This window comes from Xanthomonas sp. F4 (assembly GCF_011761895.1).
In genome coordinates, this window is record NZ_JAASQX010000001.1 from 727689 (window position 1) to 744883 (window position 17195).

9 protein-coding genes are annotated in these 17195 nt (G+C 70.5%); 8 read left to right on the forward strand and 1 reads right to left on the reverse strand.

Translation table 11 applies throughout. The features are described from left to right. Nucleotides 1-51: 51 nt before the first annotated feature. Both FHR66_RS03360 and FHR66_RS03365 read left to right on the forward strand, forming a co-directional pair. Nucleotides 52-4941 (forward strand): alpha-2-macroglobulin family protein, encoded by a 4890-nt coding sequence (locus tag FHR66_RS03360; protein ID WP_208417135.1) that lies wholly within the window; start codon nt 52-54, stop codon nt 4939-4941. A 380-nt stretch (nt 4942-5321) separates the two neighbouring features. Further along, nucleotides 5322-5981, forward strand: coding sequence for an HAD family hydrolase (locus tag FHR66_RS03365; RefSeq protein ID WP_160966293.1), 660 nt, complete (start codon nt 5322-5324; stop codon nt 5979-5981). 168 nt (nt 5982-6149) lie between these two features. On the opposite strand, the gene FHR66_RS20990 is transcribed toward FHR66_RS03365, so the two are convergent. Continuing rightward, nucleotides 6150-6365 carry a hypothetical protein gene (locus FHR66_RS20990; protein ID WP_237475285.1) on the reverse strand — a complete coding sequence of 72 codons (216 nt, stop codon included), beginning with the start codon at nt 6363-6365 and terminating at the stop codon, nt 6150-6152. A gap of 288 nt (nt 6366-6653) precedes the next feature. On the opposite strand from FHR66_RS20990, the gene FHR66_RS03375 reads away from it, so the two are divergent. The 6 genes from FHR66_RS03375 (at nt 6654) to FHR66_RS03400 (ending at nt 16623) form a co-directional block, all read left to right on the forward strand. Continuing rightward, nucleotides 6654-9557: a TonB-dependent receptor gene (locus FHR66_RS03375; protein ID WP_167087325.1), complete on the forward strand. Its 2904-nt coding sequence runs from the start codon at nt 6654-6656 to the stop codon at nt 9555-9557. A gap of 19 nt (nt 9558-9576) precedes the next feature. Continuing rightward, the gene (locus FHR66_RS03380; RefSeq protein WP_160966297.1) at nt 9577-10518 is read left to right on the forward strand and encodes a glycerophosphodiester phosphodiesterase family protein; all 942 of its coding nucleotides are present in this window, start codon (nt 9577-9579) and stop codon (nt 10516-10518) included. 147 nt (nt 10519-10665) lie between these two features. Beyond that, nucleotides 10666-11916 carry an efflux RND transporter periplasmic adaptor subunit gene (locus FHR66_RS03385; protein ID WP_160966299.1) on the forward strand — a complete coding sequence of 417 codons (1251 nt, stop codon included), beginning with the start codon at nt 10666-10668 and terminating at the stop codon, nt 11914-11916. Between the two features lie 21 nt (nt 11917-11937). Further along, nucleotides 11938-12708 carry an ABC transporter ATP-binding protein gene (locus tag FHR66_RS03390; protein ID WP_160966301.1) on the forward strand — a complete coding sequence of 257 codons (771 nt, stop codon included), beginning with the start codon at nt 11938-11940 and terminating at the stop codon, nt 12706-12708. Beyond that, nucleotides 12705-15146 carry an ADOP family duplicated permease gene (locus FHR66_RS03395; protein ID WP_160966303.1) on the forward strand — a complete coding sequence of 814 codons (2442 nt, stop codon included), beginning with the start codon at nt 12705-12707 and terminating at the stop codon, nt 15144-15146. The genes FHR66_RS03390 and FHR66_RS03395 overlap by 4 nt, the downstream gene beginning before the upstream one ends. Nucleotides 15147-15228: 82 nt before the next feature. Then, nucleotides 15229-16623: a sigma-54-dependent transcriptional regulator gene (locus tag FHR66_RS03400; RefSeq protein WP_160966305.1), complete on the forward strand. Its 1395-nt coding sequence runs from the start codon at nt 15229-15231 to the stop codon at nt 16621-16623. Nucleotides 16624-17195 lie beyond the last annotated feature (572 nt).

Consider the following 17195-nt stretch of genomic DNA (forward strand, 5'->3'; position numbering starts at 1 on the left):
CGCATGCACACGGATTCGAAGCGGCGCTGGGCGGGCCTGCGCGCAGGGTTGATGGGGACTTTCTTGTTGCTGGGTCTGGCGCTTGCGCTGGGCGGCTGCAAGCGCAACGAATCCGGGCAGTTGCCCGAGGCCAGCGGCGAGCCGGTGAAGGGGCAGAAGGAAGCGATGAAGGGCTTCGGCCTGGTCCGCGCCTATCCTGACCAGAAGGGCGACGGGCTGTCGCTGGCGCTGGAGTTCTCGCGGCCGCTGGTCGGCACCCAGGATTTCGACAAGCTGCTGCGCTTCGAGGAGAAGGTCGGCACCGACGAGAGCGCCTGGTCGCTGTCCGACGACGGCAAGACCCTGCGCTACCCCTACGTGGAGGCGGCCAAGGATTACACGGTGGTGATCTCGGCCGACCTGCTGGCGGCCGACGGCAGCCGCCTGGGCAAGCCGCTCAAGCAGAAGGTCTATACCGGCGAGTTGACGCCGGCCGTCGGCTTCGCCTCGCAGGGCAGCGTGCTGCCGGCGCGCGAGAGCCGCGGCCTGCCGGTGGTCTCGCTCAACGTGCCGGAAGTGGACGTGGAGTTCATGCGGGTCAAGGACAGCGCGCTGCCGGCGTTCTTCGCCCAGTACCAGCGCGGCGGCCGCCGCGGCACCTGGGAGCTGGACAGCGACTACGGCGACCACACCCCGATCTCGCAACTGGCCGATTCGGTCTATACCAACCGCTTCGTGCTCGGCGGCGACAAGAACGAGCGCGCGCTGACCTACCTGCCGATCCAGGAGATCAAGGAACTGCAGGCGCCGGGCCTGTACTTCGCGGTGCTGCGCCGCCCCGGCAAGTTCGACAACGAGTACGACACCGCCTTCTTCACGGTCAGCGACATCGGCCTGCATGCGCGCGCCTACAAGGACAAGCTGTTCGTCCACACCGCCTCGCTGCAGAGCGGCGAGCCGTTGAAGAAGGTGGAGTTGCGCGTGCTCAACGCCGACGGCGAGCTGTTCCTGAAGGGCCAGACCGACGACAACGGCAACGCGCTGTTGAACTACACGCTCGACGCCGGCCAGGTGCTGGTGGCGCGCAGCGGCACCGACCTGTCGATGCTGCCGTTCAACCAGCCGGCGTTGGACCTGAGCGAGTTCGCGGTGGCCGGGCGCGAGAACGCCTGGTTCGACGTGTTCGCCTGGTCCGGCCGCGACCTGTACCGCCCCGGCGAGACCGTGCGGGTGTCGGCGCTGCTGCGCGACAACGACGGCAAGCCGGTGCCGACCACCGGCAAGGGCGCGCAGCCGGTGTTCCTGCGGCTGAAGCAGCCCGACGGCAAGATCTTCCGCGAGACCCGGCTGCAGCCGGGCGACCAGGGCTATTTCAGCTTCGAGCAACTGATCCCCGCCGACGCCCCGACCGGGCGCTGGCAGGTGGAATTCCGCACCGACCCGACCAGCAAGGAAGCGGTGCAGGGCATGACCCTGCGCATCGAGGAATTCCTGCCCGAGCGCATGAAGCTGGACCTGGACAGCGCGCAGAAGACGCTCAAGCCGGGCGAGCCGTTCAAGCTGCAGGCCACCGCCGCCTACCTGTACGGTGCACCGGCCGCGGGCAACCGCTTCACCGCCAAGTTGGCGGTGGCGGTCGAGCAGCATCCGGTGGAAGCGCTGCCGGGCTATTTCTTCGGCGACCCGACCCTGCAGTTGCCGCGCGAGGCCAAGGACGTGGTCGATACCGAGTTCGGCGCCGACGGCAAGCTCAGCGAGGACCTGGCGCTGCCCGACGAGGCCAAGCCGACCAGCACCATCGCCGCGCTGGTCTCGGCCAGCGTGTACGAGACCGGCGGCCGCACCGTCACCCGCACGCTCAAGCGCGTGCTGTGGCCGGCACCGGCGCTGGTCGGCGTACGCCCGCTGTTCGACGACAAGGACGGCGCCGACGCCAACGCCAACGCGCGCTTCGAACTGATGCGGGTGGATGCGCAGGGCAAGCCGCAGCCGGCCAAGGGCCTGAAGGTGACCCTGGTGCGCGAGCTGCGCGACTACCACTGGGCGTTCACCGACAACCGCTGGGACTACGATTTCACCCGCCGCTTCGAGAACAAGCAGACGCTCACCGTCGATGCCGGTGCCAGCGCCGCCAAGTTCGATTTCCCGGTGGAGTGGGGCGAGTACCGGGTGGACGTGTTCGACCCGGCCACCGGCCTGACCACGCGCTATCCGTTCCATGCCGGCTGGAGTTGGAACGACGACAACCGCGGCCTCGATGCGCGTCCGGACAAGGTCAAGCTGGCGCTGGACAAGACCGGCTACAAGGCGGGCGACACGCTCAAGGTCACCCTGACCCCGCCGCACGCCGGCCCCGGCGTGTTGATGGTCGAGAGCGACCGCATGCTGTACGTGCAGGACATCGACGTGAAGCCGGGCAGCAGTTTCGAGATCCCGGTGACCAAGGACTGGGAGCGCCACGACGTCTACGTCACCGCACTGGTGTTCCGCGGCGGCTCGGCGCCGAGCAAGATCACCCCGGCGCGCGCGGTCGGCGTAGCCTACGTGCCGATGGACCGCAAGGCCCGGCGCGTGGCGGTGGGCTTGGTCGCACCCAAGCAGATGCGCCCGGAGCAGCCGCTGCCGGTGACGGTGAGCGTGCCGGAACTGGCCGGCAAGCAGGCGCACGTGACCATCTCCGCGGTGGACGTGGGCATCCTCAACATCACCCGCTTCCCGGTGCCGGACGCCAACGCGCAGTTCTTCGCGCAGCGGCGCCTGGGCGTGGATGCCTACGACATCTATGGCCGGGTCATCGAGAGCTTCGAGGGCGGCACCGGCAAGCTGCGCTTCGGCGGCGACATGGCGCTGGCGGCGTTGCCGCAGGCCAAGCGCCCGACCGCGCGGGTGCAGACCGTGGACCTGTTCTCCGGCCCGGTGCAGCTCGACGCCAAGGGCAACGCCCGCGTGCAGCTGCCGGTACCGGACTTCAACGGCACCCTGCGCGTGTCGGCGTTGGTCTATTCGGACGAGCGCTACGGCAACCGCGACGTGGAGACGCTGGTGCGCGCGCCGATCGTGGCCGAGGCCAGCATGCCGCGGGTGATGGCGCCGGGCGACCGCAGCACGGTGACCCTGGACGTGCAGAACTTCACCGGCCAGCCGGGCGAGTTCAAGGTGCGGGTGGATGGCGAAGGTCCGCTGGCGATCGCCGACAACGCGCGCAGCGCCAAGCTGGGCAAGGACGGCAAGGCCACCCTGAGCTTCCCGCTGGTGGCGCAGGAGGGCTATACGGTGGCCAAGGTGCGGGTGCGCGTGGAAGGCAATGGTTTTGCCGCCGACCGCCGCTACGACCTGCCGGTGCGTGCGGCGTGGCCGTCGGTGCTGCGCACGCAGACCCGCGTGCTCGACCCGTTGGCGCCGGTGACCCTGGGCGCCAGCGATGCCGAAGGCCTGATGGCCGGCTCGGTCAACGCGCGCATGCTGGTCAGCGCCTTGCCGCCGATCCCGTTCGCCAGTGCCCTGCAGGGCGCGCTGCAGTACCCCTACGGCTGCGCCGAGCAGACCACCAGCAAGGGCTACGCCGCGCTGCTGCTCGACGACGCCACCGCGCGCCTGCTCGGGGTCAAGGGCCTGGATGCGGCCACGCGCCGCGCGCGCATGGAAGGCGCGTTCGGACGGCTGGCCTCGATGCAGGTCTCCAGCGGTCACTTCTCGATGTGGGGCGACGACGGCTACGTCAATCCGGGGCTGACCCCGTACATCGCCGAGTTCCTGCTCGACGCCAAGGACGCCGGCTTCGCGGTGCCCGACAACGTGCTGCAGAAGGCGTTGAACCGGCTCAGCGAGGACCTGCTGTCCGGCGGCAACAACTTCTACGGCCAGGACCGCCGCGAGAACCTGAAGTTCGCCAACCAGGCCTGGTCCGGCTACGTGCTGGCGCGGGTCAACCGTGCGCCGCTGGGCACGCTGCGCGCGCTGTACGACAACGACCGCAGCAAGGCGCTGACCGGTCTGTCGCTGGTGCACCTGGGCGTGGCGCTGTCGCTGCAGGGCGACAAGAAGCGCGGCGAGGCGGCGATCGCCGCCGGTTTCGCCAAGGACAGCGCCGACCGGCCGCGCTACTTCGGCGACTACGGCAGCGTGGTCCGCGACGATGCGCTGATGATCGCGCTGCTGCACGAGCGTGGCCTGGCCAAGCCCGAGTACGACGCGCGGGTGATGGCGCTGGGGCGCGAGATCGACGCGCGCCGCCGTGGCGGCTGGCTGTGGCTGAGCACGCAGGAGCAGGTGGCGCTGGCGCGCATGGGCAAGGCCTTGCTCAACAGCCAGACGGCGCAGGTCTCCGGGCAGTTGAATGTCGGCGACAGCAGCGAAACGATCGCCCCGGCCAAGGCCTTCGGCCGTCAGTTCGACGAGGCCGAGCTGGCGCGCGGCGTGCACTTCGTGCCGCAGGGCCAGCCGCCGCTGTACGCCAGCCTGGAAATCGCCGGCGTGCCGCGCACGCCGCCGGCGGCCGACGACAGCACGCTGAAGGTGGAGCGCAGCTTCTACGGCACCGACGGCAAGCCGTGGACGCCGCAGCCGCTGAAGGAGGGCGAGGCGCTGATCGTGCGGGTCACCATCACCTCCGACACCAGCATGCCCGACGCGCTGCTGACCGATCTACTACCGGCCGGCCTGGAGATCGAGAACTTCAACCTGGGCGACGCCAAGCAGTGGGCCGACGTGGTGGTGGACGGCATCGAGATCAGCGACCGTTCCAACGCCGCCGACGTCAAGCACGAGGAGTTCCGCGACGACCGCTACGTGGCCGCGCTGAGCCTGTCGGCGGGCAGCAAGGCGCAGGTGTTCTACCTGGTGCGCGCGGTGACCCCGGGCACCTACACGGTGCCGCCATCGCTGGTCGAGGACATGTACCGTCCCGACCTGCGCGGCGTGGGGCGCAGCAACCCCGGCACGATCAACGTCGTGCAGCCTTGATCCAACGCCCCTCTCCCTGCGGGAGAGGGGCCGGGGGTGAGGGTACGACCGCCAGGACGCCCAACAGCGACGCCGCACCAAACTCCTCTCTCCCTGCGGGAGATGGGCTGGGGGTGAGGGTACGACCGCCAGGATGCCCAACAGCGACGCCGCACCAAACTCCCCTCTCCCCCCGGGAGAGGGGCTGGGGGTGAGGGTACGCCGGCCAGAGATGTCAGCCGGAAGGGACGGCTACCATGAGCGCCGCACCGATCGCGCTGCAGCCGCCGTCGCCATCGGCCTGCCGCCAGCAGTGGCCGCGGTGGCGGCGCTGCTGCCGGCCGCCGCCAATGCGCGCCTGCTCCGCCGCTGCGTTCCCCTTCCGTTCCCTGGAGCCCGTCATGCCCGCGTCCCCCCCGTCCGCCGCGCCCCACCTCGACACGGTGGTGTTCGATCTCGGCGGCGTCCTGATCGACTGGAACCCGCGCCATCTGTACCGCCGCCTGTTCGACGACGAAACCGCGATGGAAACCTTCCTGCGCGAGGTGTGCAGCCCGCAGTGGAACGAGCGCCAGGATGCCGGGCGACCGTGGCACGAGGCGGTGGCCGAACTGAGCGCGCAGCATCCGGCGCATGCGCCGCTGATCGCGGCCTACCACGCGCGCTGGCCAGAGATGCTGGGCGGCGCGCTGGACGCCACCGTGGCGGTGCTGGACGAACTGCGCGGGCAGGGCCTGCGCCTGTACGCGTTGACCAACTGGTCGCACGAGACCTTCCCGATCGCGCGCGAACGCTATCCGTTCCTGCAGTGGTTCGAGGGCGTGCTGGTGTCGGGCGAAGAACGCCTGCTCAAGCCGGATCCGGCGATCTTCGCGCTGCTGTGCGAACGCTTCGCGATCGACCCGGCGCGGGCGGTGTTCATCGACGATGCGCCGCGCAATGTCCAGGCCGCGGCTGCCACCGGCATGCAGGCGCTGCAGTTTCGCGATGCCGCGGCGTTGCGCGAGGAGCTGGTCGCGCTGGGCCTGCTGCCGCCGCGCGCCGGCGCCGCGGCGCCCTGAGCGGCGAGCGCGATACGCTGCCGCAGGAGCGGTTGCAGGCGATCCTGCAGCGCCTGCGCGAGCACGGCCGAGTGGTGGCGGCGGAACTGACGGAGCGCTTCGCCGTGGCCGAGGAGTCGATCCGCCGCGACCTGCGCGAACTCGCCGCGCAGGGCTGTGCCGGCGGGTCTACGGTGGGGCGCTGCCGCCAACGCCGGCGTCCGCGCCGCTGCCGCAGCGCCAGGCCGAGCATGCCGAGCGCAAGCGCGCGCTGGCGCTGGCCGCGGTCGCGCTGGCGCTGGTCCAGCCCGGGCGGCGCCAGCTGATCGATGCCGGTTCTACCTGGTGGTCGAGCACGACGCGCCGGCCGGCCTGCTCGCTGCCTTCGCCACGCAGGCGGCGCAAGTGCACCGCGCTGCGGCCGCGGCCACGGTCTGGGCCGGGCCGGGCCGGGCCCGGCCGTCATCCGGCGGCTTCTGCGTTTCGGGCAACCGCTGCGGGAACGGCAGATGCCGATCGCCCGCCAATCGTGCCTGCCGCATCGCACCGCATTGAAGGCGGCCGCCGGCCGCGCCGGCGGGCAGAGACGGCTGTGTCTTCACGCCTTCCACACAGCGCCATCGTTTCGTCATATCCCTGGGATTAAATAACAAACTTTAAGTTACTTAATTCAGTCAACCAGGGGACATCGCAATGCAATCACTCACCCATCGGCGCCGGGCGCTGATCGTCTGCGCGCTCGCCGCCAGCTGCCAGGCCGCGCTGGCGCAGGACGCCGCGTCCACCACGGCGGCGGTCGCCGCCGACGCAAGGGCCGTCGCTGCCGCTACCGCGGCCAACCCCACGCCCGACACCCCGCCCAACGATGCCTCCAACGGCGACGGCACCACCACGCTGTCCAGCGTGCAGGTCACCGGCGTGCGCAAGGCCAATGCCGCGGCGATCGAGAGCAAGCGCGCGGCCACCAACATCACCGACGTGGTCAGCTCCACCGACGTGCGCGCGCTGCCGGACACCACCATCGTCGAGGCGCTGCGCCGCATTCCGGGCCTGTCCGTCCTGCCGGCCACCGACAACGAGCATCCGCGCGACGAAGCCGCCACCCCGGTGCTGCGCGGCCTCGGCCCGTCCTACAACAACGTCACCATCGACGGCCTGACCGTGGCCTCGCCGGGCACGCCCAACGGCACGCTCGGCTCGATCACCCGCGGCGTGCGCCTGGACATCCTGCCGGCCTCGATGGTCAGCGAACTGCAGGTCATCAAGACCTTCACCCCCGACCTGGATCCGAACGCCACCGGCGGCGCGATCAACCTCAAGACCCGCAGCGCGTTCGAGAACGGCGGCAAGCCGTTCTTCACCGCCGAGGCGTCGCTGGGCCATGCCAACGACGTCGGCAAGCCGCGCGACCAGGACGACCCGGGCTACCGCGTGCTTGCCACCGGCAGCCGTACCTTCGGCAGCGAAGGCCAGTACGGCCTGACCCTGTCCGGCAACTACCAGACGCTGAGCAGCTACACCGAAACCCACATGACCACCGACACGGTGCACTACGGGTTCTACGACAGCACCGGCACGCTGCAGAGTGGCACCAACCTGGGCAACGGCTGGGCCGTGCCGCAGCAGGACAAGTACTGGTACGTGATGGACAAGCGCGACCGCTACGGCCTCACCGGCAAGTTCGAGGCGCGGCTGAGCGAGTCGCTGCAGGCCTACGCCACGGCCGGCTACTACTACTTCCGCGACAACATGGAGCGCAACGAGATCATCCTCGATCCGCGCAACCGCAATCGCGTCTACAACCAGACCGCGACCAGCGGCAGCTACCCGGTCGGCGACGTGGAAGTGGGCTATTCCAACCAGATCACCACCACCCGCACCAAGCTCGGCCAGACCGGCTTCGAATGGCGCCCGGACGACCGGCAGGTGCTGTCGGCACGCGCGTCCTGGTCCGATGCCACCTATGCCGAACCGATCAAGATGATCAAGTACGTCACCGGCGCGCAGCGCCCGGCGGCGGTGCCTACCGGACAGACCGGCCCCGGCGTCACCGTGGTGCCGACGGCGGCCTATGGCTTCAACTACGACACCTCCGCGCTCAATCAGCGTTTCCCGATGTCGGCGCAGGCGTACTACGACTACGACAACTACAGCCTGCTGTACTGGCGCCCGGACTACCAGCGCAATGCGCGCGACAAGGTGCTCACCGGACGCCTGGACTACGCCTTCAACCGCGGCGAGATGGACCGCGGCTTCGGCTTCGGCAGCGGCCTGAGCTACACCCGCGACGAGCCCGGTTTCGACATCTACCGCGTGGAGTACCAGCCCAACCGCAGCGCGCCGCCGCTGAAGATCGGCGACGTGCTGGCGCCGTCCAACGCGCCGATGCGCTACCTGGGCCTGAACCTGATCGCGATCGATCCGAACAAGGCCAACCAGGTGCTGGAAGCGACGCCGCTGAGCGCGTTCAACCGCACCGACCAGAGCGCCTTCAGCAACCAGGACAACTTCAGCCACCGCGAGGAGATCTTCGGCGCCTACGGCCTGCTCGGCTACCGCAGCGACGATGTCGACGTGGTAGCCGGCCTGCACTACGACCATACCGACCAATCCACGGTCGGCCGCCAGCGGCAACTGGACGCGGCCAGCGGCAACTACGTCTACGTCGATGCGCCCACCGATTCGCGCTACGCCAAGGTGCTGCCCTCGGCGGTGATGACCTACCACGTCAACGATCGCCTGGACCTGCGCGCCGGCGCCAGCCGCACGCTTGGCCGTCCGCCCTACGACGCCTATGCCGCGCGCACCTCGATCAGCTTCGTCAACAGCAGCGACATGGGCAATCCCAATGCGCAGGGCGTGACCGTCACCATCGGCAATCCCGACATCAAGCCGCGCGTGTCCACCAACCTGGACCTGTCGCTGGAATGGCGCCTGCCCGACGACTTCGACGGCATGCTCGCCGCGGCGCTGTTCGACAAGCGCATCCAGGACGAGATCTTCACCCTCTCGCGCACCGACCAGTTCGGCTTCAACGGCACCACCTATTCCAACGTGCTGATCAGCACCCCGGCCAACGCCGCCAAGGCGCACGTGCGCGGCCTGGAACTGAGCGCGGTGTTCAACACCTTGTTCCCGGGCGTGCCGGCGCTGTCCGGCCTGGGCGCCAGCGCCAACCTGGCCCTGCTCGACGGCGGCATGGACGTGCCGTTCACCAGCGGCAGCGCGCCCAACGTGGTGCAGAGCCAGCGCACTGTCGATCGCCTTGTCGGGCAGCCCGACTACACCGCCAACGCCTCGCTGTTCTACACCGTCGGCGGCGTCGAACTGCGTGCGGCCTACAACCGCCAGGGCAAGGCGCTGCGCGCCATCGTCAGCAACATCGCCTGGCAGGACCTGTACTGGGCGCCGCGCTCGCAGCTGGATCTGTCGGCGACCTGGGCGGTGAGCAAGCAGCTCAGCGTGGTCGGCCAGATCAGCAATGTCACCCACAGCCGCCTCACCAGCCTGACCGGCCCCGGCGAGAACCTGCTGAAGGACAGTTATTCGATGCCGACCACCTACTGGCTCGGCCTGCGCTTCACCCCGTCGCTGTGACCGTTGCCGGAGACCAACCATGAACCTGCTTTTCTCGCGCGGCGCGGTCATTGCCGCACTGCTGACCGCGACGGCTCCGGCCGTCGCCGCCATCGCCCCGATCCAGGCGCGCCTGGCCGCACCGGACGGCGGCATCTTCGTCGTCGCCCATCGCGGCTGCCACAACCCCGCGCCCGCGCACGGCTTCGCCGGGCACGCGCCGGAGAACTCGCTGCTGGGCCTGGAGCGCTGCGTGACGCTGGGCGTGGACATGCTCGAAACCGACATCCGCCGCGCCGGCGACGGCACCCTGGTGATGTTCCACGACGCCACCGTCGACCGCACCACCGACGGCACCGGCAAGGTCGCCGAACTCACCTGGCCGCAACTGGCGCGGCTGCGCCTGCGCGACGACGAGGGCGGTCCCGACGCGGCGCTTACCGACCAGCATCCAGTGACCCTGGCGCAGATGTTGGCCGCGGCCAAGGGCCGGATCATGCTCAACCTGGACGTCAAGGCGCCGATCTACGCCGAGGTGGTCGATGCGGTGCGCCGCGCCGGCATGGAGCGGCAGGTGGTGGTCAAGACCGAGGTCGGCGTCGCCAGCCAGGACCTGGCGTCGATGCCGCCGTTCGACCAGGTCAACTTCACCCCGGTGCTGCTGAATCCGCCGGGCACCGACGACCTGGTGCAGACCGTGCGCACCCAGACGGAAGGCAAGGTGCGGCCGGTGGCGATCGAACTGCCGCGGATGCGCCTGGCCCAGTTGCCGGCGGTGGCGGCCCTGGCCAAGCAGCGGCACGTGCGGCTGCTGGTCAACACGCTGTGGGACGGCTTCGTCGCCGACGTCGGCGGCGATGCCGATGCGGTGCGCGATCCGGAAGCGGTGTGGGGGCGGCTGTATCGCGCCGGCATCGGCGCCTTCCAGACCGACGAACCGGAAGCGCTGCTGCGCTATCGCGCGTCGCTGGAAAAGCCCTGACCCGCACCTGCTCGCGCCACTGTCCGTAATCGGTCGGTGCACGACCGCTTGCGGACGCGGCGACCGCGCGTGTCGCGGTCGTAGTGCAAACGATTCAATGGGTTAGTGCGGTTCGCCGATTGGCACGCAGCCTGCTGCACAGCAGGCATGGATATCGCGAAATCACCGAACCGTTCGTTCTGGCGCCACCGCCGCCGCTGGCTGGTGGTGGCCGCTGCCGTTGCGGTATTGCTTGGCGTGGCACTGCTCGGCAGCGGCCGCGCGGCACCGCGCGTGACGCGCAGCGAGTTGTGGATCGATGCGGCCACGCGCGGCGAGATGCGCCGCGAGGTCCGCGCCAGCGGCGTGCTGGTGCCGCGGCAGATCCGCTGGATCACCGCCGGGGCCCCCGCCACCGTGCAACAGCAACCGGTCGAGCCCGGCGCGCGCGTGCAGGCCGACACACCGATCCTGCAACTGGTCAATCCGGAACTGGACGCCGGCCTGGATCGCGCGCGCGCCGCGTTGGCCGGCGCAGACGCCGACCTGGCCGCACTGCACGCCGCATTGGCATCGCAATTGCTGGACCAGCAGGCGCTGCAGGCGCAGGCCGAGTCCGAGTTGCAGATCGCGCAGATCAAGGCCAAGGCCTACCGGCGCGGCCACGATGGCGGGGCGATCTCGGACATCGACCTGACCCAGAGCCAGATCGTCGAGGCGCAGCAGCGCGGCCGCGCCGACATCGAGACCAAGCGCGTGGCCGCGTTCCGGCAGAACATGGCCGCGCAGTTGCGCGCGGCACAGGCGCGGCGCGCGCAGGCCGCCAGCACCCTGGCCATCGCCGCGCAACAAGCCGACGCGCTGCAGGTGCGCGCCGGCAGCGACGGCATCCTGCAGCAGGTGGACGTGGAGCCCGGCCAGCGTGTCGAGGCCGGCGCCAAGCTGGCGCGGGTCGCGCGCCCGGACGACCTGCTGGCGCGGCTGCAGGTGCCCGAGGTCCTGGCCAAGGACGTGATCGAAGGCCTGCCGGTGGTGGTGGACACGCACAACGGCGTCGTCAGCGGGCAGGTGGCGCGGATCGATCCGGCGGTGCGCAGCGGCAGCGTGGTGGTCGACGTGCGGCTGACGCCGCCGCTGCCGCCCGGCGTGCGCCCGGACCTGTCGGTGGACGGGCGCATCGTGCTCGGCACGCTGCGCGACGTGGTCAGCATCCCGCGCCCGGCACTGGCCGTGCCCAACGCCGCCGGTAGCTTGTTCGTGCTGCGCGACGGCGGCCAGACCGCGCAGCGCATTCGCGTGCGTTTCGGCGCCGCTTCCAGCGACCGTATCCAAGTCCGTGCCGGCCTGCGCGCCGGCGACCGCGTCGTGCTGTCTGACACCAGCCAATGGAATGCCGACGCCACCTTGCGCTTACGCTAGCCAGACCAGGAGAGACCCCGCATGACCGCAATTCCCGCACCATCCGCCGCGCCGTTGATCCACCTGGACGGGCTCAGCAAGGTGTTCCACACCGAGGAAGTGGAGACGCACGCCCTGGCCGAGATCGCACTGGAGGTGGCGCCCGGCGATTTCGTCGCCATCACCGGACCGTCCGGCTGCGGCAAGTCGACCCTGCTGTCGATCCTGGGCCTGCTGGATGCGCCCAGCGGCGGCACCTACCGGCTCAACGGCCGCAACGTCGCCGAACTGGACACGGTCGGCCGCGCGCGCATCCGCAATGCCGAGATCGGCTTCATCTTCCAGGCCTTCAACCTGATCGCCGACCTCACCGTGGAAGAGAACGTGGCGCTGCCGCTGACCTACCGCGCCGGCGCCCAGCGCAGCCAGATCCGCCAGCGCGTGCGCGAGGTGCTGGAACTGGTCGGGATGCACCATCGCCACAAGCACTATCCGGGGCAGTTGTCCGGCGGCCAGCAGCAGCGCGTGGCGGTGGCGCGCGCGCTGGCGGGCAACCCGGCGATCCTGCTTGCCGACGAGCCCACCGGCAATCTGGACAGCCGCAACGGCGAGGCGGTGATGCAGTTGCTGGAACAACTGCACGACAACGGCACCACCTTGTGCATGGTCACCCATGACCCGGCGTTCGCGCGGCGCGCGCAGCGCATCGTGCACATGCTCGACGGCCGCATCGTCGACGAGGACACCTTCGAGCGGCTGCGCCACGAGCAGGATGTGGCGTTGCCGGTGCGCGCCGCGGAGCAGGCGCGATGAGCGCCGCCCTGCATTGGGCGGAGATGCGGCAATCCTGGCGCGCGCTGGCGCGCAAGCCCGGCTATCTGCTGCTGGCGGTGTTGACCCTGGCGCTGGGCGTGGCCACCACCACAACAGTGTTCGCGCTGCTCGACCAGGCCTTGCTCAAGCCATTGCCGTTCCCGCAGCCGGAGCGGCTGGTCACGCTCGGCCTGTCCAGCGATCCCGGCCGCAATGTCGCCGCGCCAGGCTATTACCCGGTGTTGCGGCGCATGCCGAGCCTGCAGTCGATCGGCATCCTGCGCGGCTTCCCGGTGCCGGCCAACATCGCCCGTGGCGATGCCAGCGAGGTGGTCGCCTCGATCAGCGCCGATGCCGGCGTCCTGCGCACGCTCGGCCTGCCGATGGCGGCGGGGCGCAACTTCAGCGACGAGGAAAGCCGGCCCGGCGGGCCGCAGGCGGTGATTCTCAGCCATCGCTTCTGGCAGCGCTATTTCGGCAGCGATCCGGCGGCGGTGGGGCGCACCCTGCAGGTCGAAGGCAAGCCGGTGCAGATCGTCGGCGTGTTGCCGGCGGACTTTCCCTGGGCCGACCCTTTCGACCTGATCCGCAACATGCAGCCGGACCTGGCCGAGACCAACCTGTCCACCAACGAGATCGTGGTGGCGCGGTTGCGCCCCGGAGTCAGCGTGGCCGCGGCCTCCGCGCAGACCGCGGCCACGCTCAAGGCCTTTTTGCGCAACAGCCCGCACATGGACGCATCGTGGTGGGGCTCGTTGCAGCGGCGGCCGCCCAATGCGCTGCCGTTGCAGGACAGCCTGTACGCCGCCAATAGCGGCAATACGCTGTGGCTGTTCTTCGCCGCGGCCGCCTGCGTGCTGTTGATCGCCGCGATCAACCTGACCAGCCTGATGCTGCTGCGCGCGCTCGGACGCAGCCACGACAGCGCGGTGCGTGCCGCGCTGGGCGCATCGTGGCTGCGGCTGAGCCTGCCGGCGCTGGCCGAAGGCGTGCTGATCGGCGTACTCGGCAGCCTGGCCGGGCTGGCGCTGGCCTGGCTTGGGCTGCGCCTGCTCGGCGACTGGGTACCGCTGATGTGGATGCGCGGCGAAGCGGCGCACCTGACCGGCGCCAGCGCGCTGTTCGCGCTGCTCGCCGGCGGTGCCACCGCGCTGCTGGCCGCCGTGTTGGGCATCGTGCGCGGCCGCCGCCGCAACCTGGTCGCCGAACTGGCTGGCGGTGGGCGTGGCGGCTGGAGTCTGCAGGCCGGTCGCCTCGGTCGCGTCCTGGTGATCGCACAGGTGGCCATCGCCGTGGTGCTGCTGATCGGCGCTGCCTTGTTCACCCGCACCTTGCAGAAACTGGCGGAGGTGCCGATGGGTTTCGAGAGCCGGTCGGCGGTGGTGTTCTCCCTGGCGCCGGTGAAGGAGCGCTACGTCACCGCGGCCGATGCGGTGGAGCAGACACGGCGCATCGTCGCGCGGCTGCAGCAGGTGCCAGGCATCGACCGCGTGGGGGTGTCGACCAATCCGCCGACGGCGACGCGGCTGAGCTGGAGCGTGGAGATCAACGGTGCGCCGTCCGTCGATGCCCAGTACCGGCTGGCCACGCCGCAATTCCTCGACGTGTTCCGCATCCCCTTGCTGGCCGGGCGCGGGATCGCCGACAGCGACGTGGCTGGGGCCGAGCGGGTCTGCGTGGTGAGCGCCAGCTTCGCCGCGCGCTACCTGCACGGGCAGGCGTTGGGCAAGAGCATCACCGTGCCCGACGACGGCGGCAACCAGCGCTTGGCGATGCGCGTGGTCGGCGTGGTCGGCGACGTGCGCCATACCAGCCCGGCCGAGCCGCCGGAGCCGACGGTGTACCAGCCGCTGGCGCAGATGAGCGAGCCGATGTGGCAGATCATTCGCGGTTTCGGCGCGCTGACCTATGCGGTGCATCTGCGCGCCGGCGCGCTGGGCGCCGACGAGCGCGCGCTGCGTGCGGCGATCGACGAAGTGGCGCCGCAGCAGCCGATCGCCGACCTGCGGCCGATGCAGGCGCTGGTCGCCACCACCACCAGCGAGCAGAAGCTCAACCTGCTGCTGGTCGGCCTGTTCGCCGCGCTGGCATTGCTGCTGGCGGCGGTCGGCCTGTACGCGGTCATGGCGGTGGCGGTGGCCGCACGCCAGCACGAGTTCGGCGTGCGCGCCGCGCTCGGCGCGCCGCCGGCACGGCTGCGGCGGCAGGTGCTGGGCGAGGCGGGCGTGCAGATAGGAGTGGGCCTGCTGCTGGGCCTGGGCGTGGCGATGGCGGTGTCGCGGCTGCTGCAGCGCTTCCTGTTCGAGGTGCGCGTGGCCGACCCGTTGGCGATCGGCGCGGTGCTGCTGGTGCTGGCCGCGGCCGGCCTGCTCGCCGCGCTGGCGCCGGCGCAGCGGGCGGCGCGGGTGCCGCCGATGCAGGCCTTGCGCGCCGAATGATCCGCTGCGCCTCTCGATGCGGGTACGCCACGGCGGCGGCCGTGGCGCCTGCCCACTGCGCCCGGCCGCTAGACTCTGCGCCATGAACGACGCCCGCACATCGCCCTTGCCGCGCATCCTCGTCGTCGACGACCAGGCCGACGTGCGCGAAGCCTTGCGCATGCTGCTCAAGAGCGCCGGCTACGGTATGGTCGGCGCCGAATCGCCGGAACTGGCGCTGGCCTGCCTGCGTGGCGACGAATTCGCCGCGGTGCTGGTGGACATGAACTACGCCCGCGACACCACTTCCGGCGCCGAAGGCCTTGCCTTGATCGCGCAGATCGCCGCGCAATGGCCGGGGCTGCCGGTGATCGCGATGACCGCCTGGGCCAGCATCGAAGTGGCGGTGGCGGCGATGCGCGAGGGTGCCGTCGATTTCATCGAGAAGCCCTGGCAGAACGCACGGGTGCTGGCGGTGCTGGACAGCCGCATCGCGCTGGATCGTAGCCGGCGCACCGCGCAGCGGCTCGGCGAGGCGCAGGCGCTGTTGCTGCAGGAGGGCGCGGCCGATTTCGTCGCCGAATCGGCACCGATGCAGCGGCTGGTCGGGGATCTGCTGCGCATCGCCGGCAGCGGCGCCAACGTGTTATTGCTGGGCGAGAACGGCACCGGCAAGAGCCTGCTGGCGCAGTTGCTGCACCAGTGGTCGCCGCGTCGCGCGCAGGCCTTCGTCAAGGTCAACATCGGCGGGCTGGCGCCGACCCTGTTCGAGGCCGAACTGTTCGGCCACGTGCGCGGCGCCTACACCGACGCGCGCCAGGACCGTGCCGGCCGCTTCGAACTGGCCGATGGCGGCACCCTGTTCCTGGACGAGATCGGCAACCTGCCGCTGCAGCAGCAACCCAAGCTGCTGCGCGCGATCGAGGATGGCGAGTTCGAGCGGCTCGGCTCCTCGCGCACGCAGCGGGTCGACGTGCGCATCGTCGCCGCGACCAATGCCGACCTGGAGGCGGAAGTGGCGGCCGGCCGCTTCCGCCAGGATCTGCTGTACCGGCTCAACACCTTCCAGGTGCGGGTGCCACCGCTGCGTGAACGCGGCGCCGACATCCTGCCGCTGGCGCGGCATTACCTGGCTGCCGCCTGCACGCGGTATCGGCGGCCGCTGCCGACGCTGGCGCGCGATGCCGAGCGCGCGCTGCTGGGCTACGCCTGGCCCGGCAACGTGCGCGAGCTGGCGCACGCGATGGAGCGTGCGGCGCTGCTGGCCGACGGCAGCATCCTGGGCAGCGACGACCTGCGCCTGCAGCCGGCGGCGAGCGTCGCGCCCGCGCTGTCGACACAGCTGACCCTGGAAGAAGCCGAGGCGCTGCTGCTGAAGCAGGCGCTGGCGCAGCAGCAGGGCAACCTGCAGCGCACCGCCGACCAGCTTGGCATCACCCGGCAGAGCCTGTACCGGCGCCTGGGCAAGCACGGGCTGCGCAGCGATGACGGCGGCTGAGCGGCAGCGCTGGCAGCCGCTGTGGCTGGCGGCGCCGGCCTTGCTGGCCTTGCTCCTCGTGCTTGCCGCTGGCGCGCCGCGGCTGCCCGAGGCGGTGCTCTTGCTGCTGTGCGTGCTGCTGCTGACCGCGGCGCTCTGGCGCCGGCAGCAGCGCGATGTCGGGCAGCGCCTGCGTACCCTCGGCGGCCTGCTGGACGCGCTGCGCGAGGGCGACTACAGCGTGCGTGCGGCGCAGGACGCGCACGATGCCGACGGCCTGCTGGCGCGATTCAATGCATTGGCGCAACGCCTGCAGGACGAACAGCGCGATTCGCACGAAAGCCTGCAACTGCTGAGCAAGACCCTAGCGGCACTGGACGGGGCGGTGTTTGCCTTCGAACAGGATCAGCGCTTGCGCCTGCTCAACCCGGCCGGCGAGCGTTTGCTGGGTGTCGCCGCCCAGCAGGCGATCGGGCAATCCGCGCAGGCACTGGGGCTGGCCGGCCTGTTCGACGTGCCGTCGGGCAGCATCCAGGCGCATGCGTTTCCTCGGCAGCAGGGGCGCTGGCAGATCGGCCACGCCGCCTTGCGCA

What these genes read in the sequence shown, in the direction of transcription:
- FHR66_RS03360 (WP_208417135.1), top strand. Translation starts at nt 52, where the DNA reads ATGGGGACTTTCTTGTTGCTGGGTCTGGCGCTTGCGCTGGGCGGCTGC.
- FHR66_RS03365 (WP_160966293.1), top strand. Translation starts at nt 5,322, where the DNA reads ATGCCCGCGTCCCCCCCGTCCGCCGCGCCCCACCTCGACACGGTGGTG.
- FHR66_RS03375 (WP_167087325.1), top strand. Translation starts at nt 6,654, where the DNA reads ATGCAATCACTCACCCATCGGCGCCGGGCGCTGATCGTCTGCGCGCTC.
- FHR66_RS03380 (WP_160966297.1), top strand. Translation starts at nt 9,577, where the DNA reads ATGAACCTGCTTTTCTCGCGCGGCGCGGTCATTGCCGCACTGCTGACC.
- FHR66_RS03385 (WP_160966299.1), top strand. Translation starts at nt 10,666, where the DNA reads ATGGATATCGCGAAATCACCGAACCGTTCGTTCTGGCGCCACCGCCGC.
- FHR66_RS03390 (WP_160966301.1), top strand. Translation starts at nt 11,938, where the DNA reads ATGACCGCAATTCCCGCACCATCCGCCGCGCCGTTGATCCACCTGGAC.
- FHR66_RS03395 (WP_160966303.1), top strand. Translation starts at nt 12,705, where the DNA reads ATGAGCGCCGCCCTGCATTGGGCGGAGATGCGGCAATCCTGGCGCGCG.
- FHR66_RS03400 (WP_160966305.1), top strand. Translation starts at nt 15,229, where the DNA reads ATGAACGACGCCCGCACATCGCCCTTGCCGCGCATCCTCGTCGTCGAC.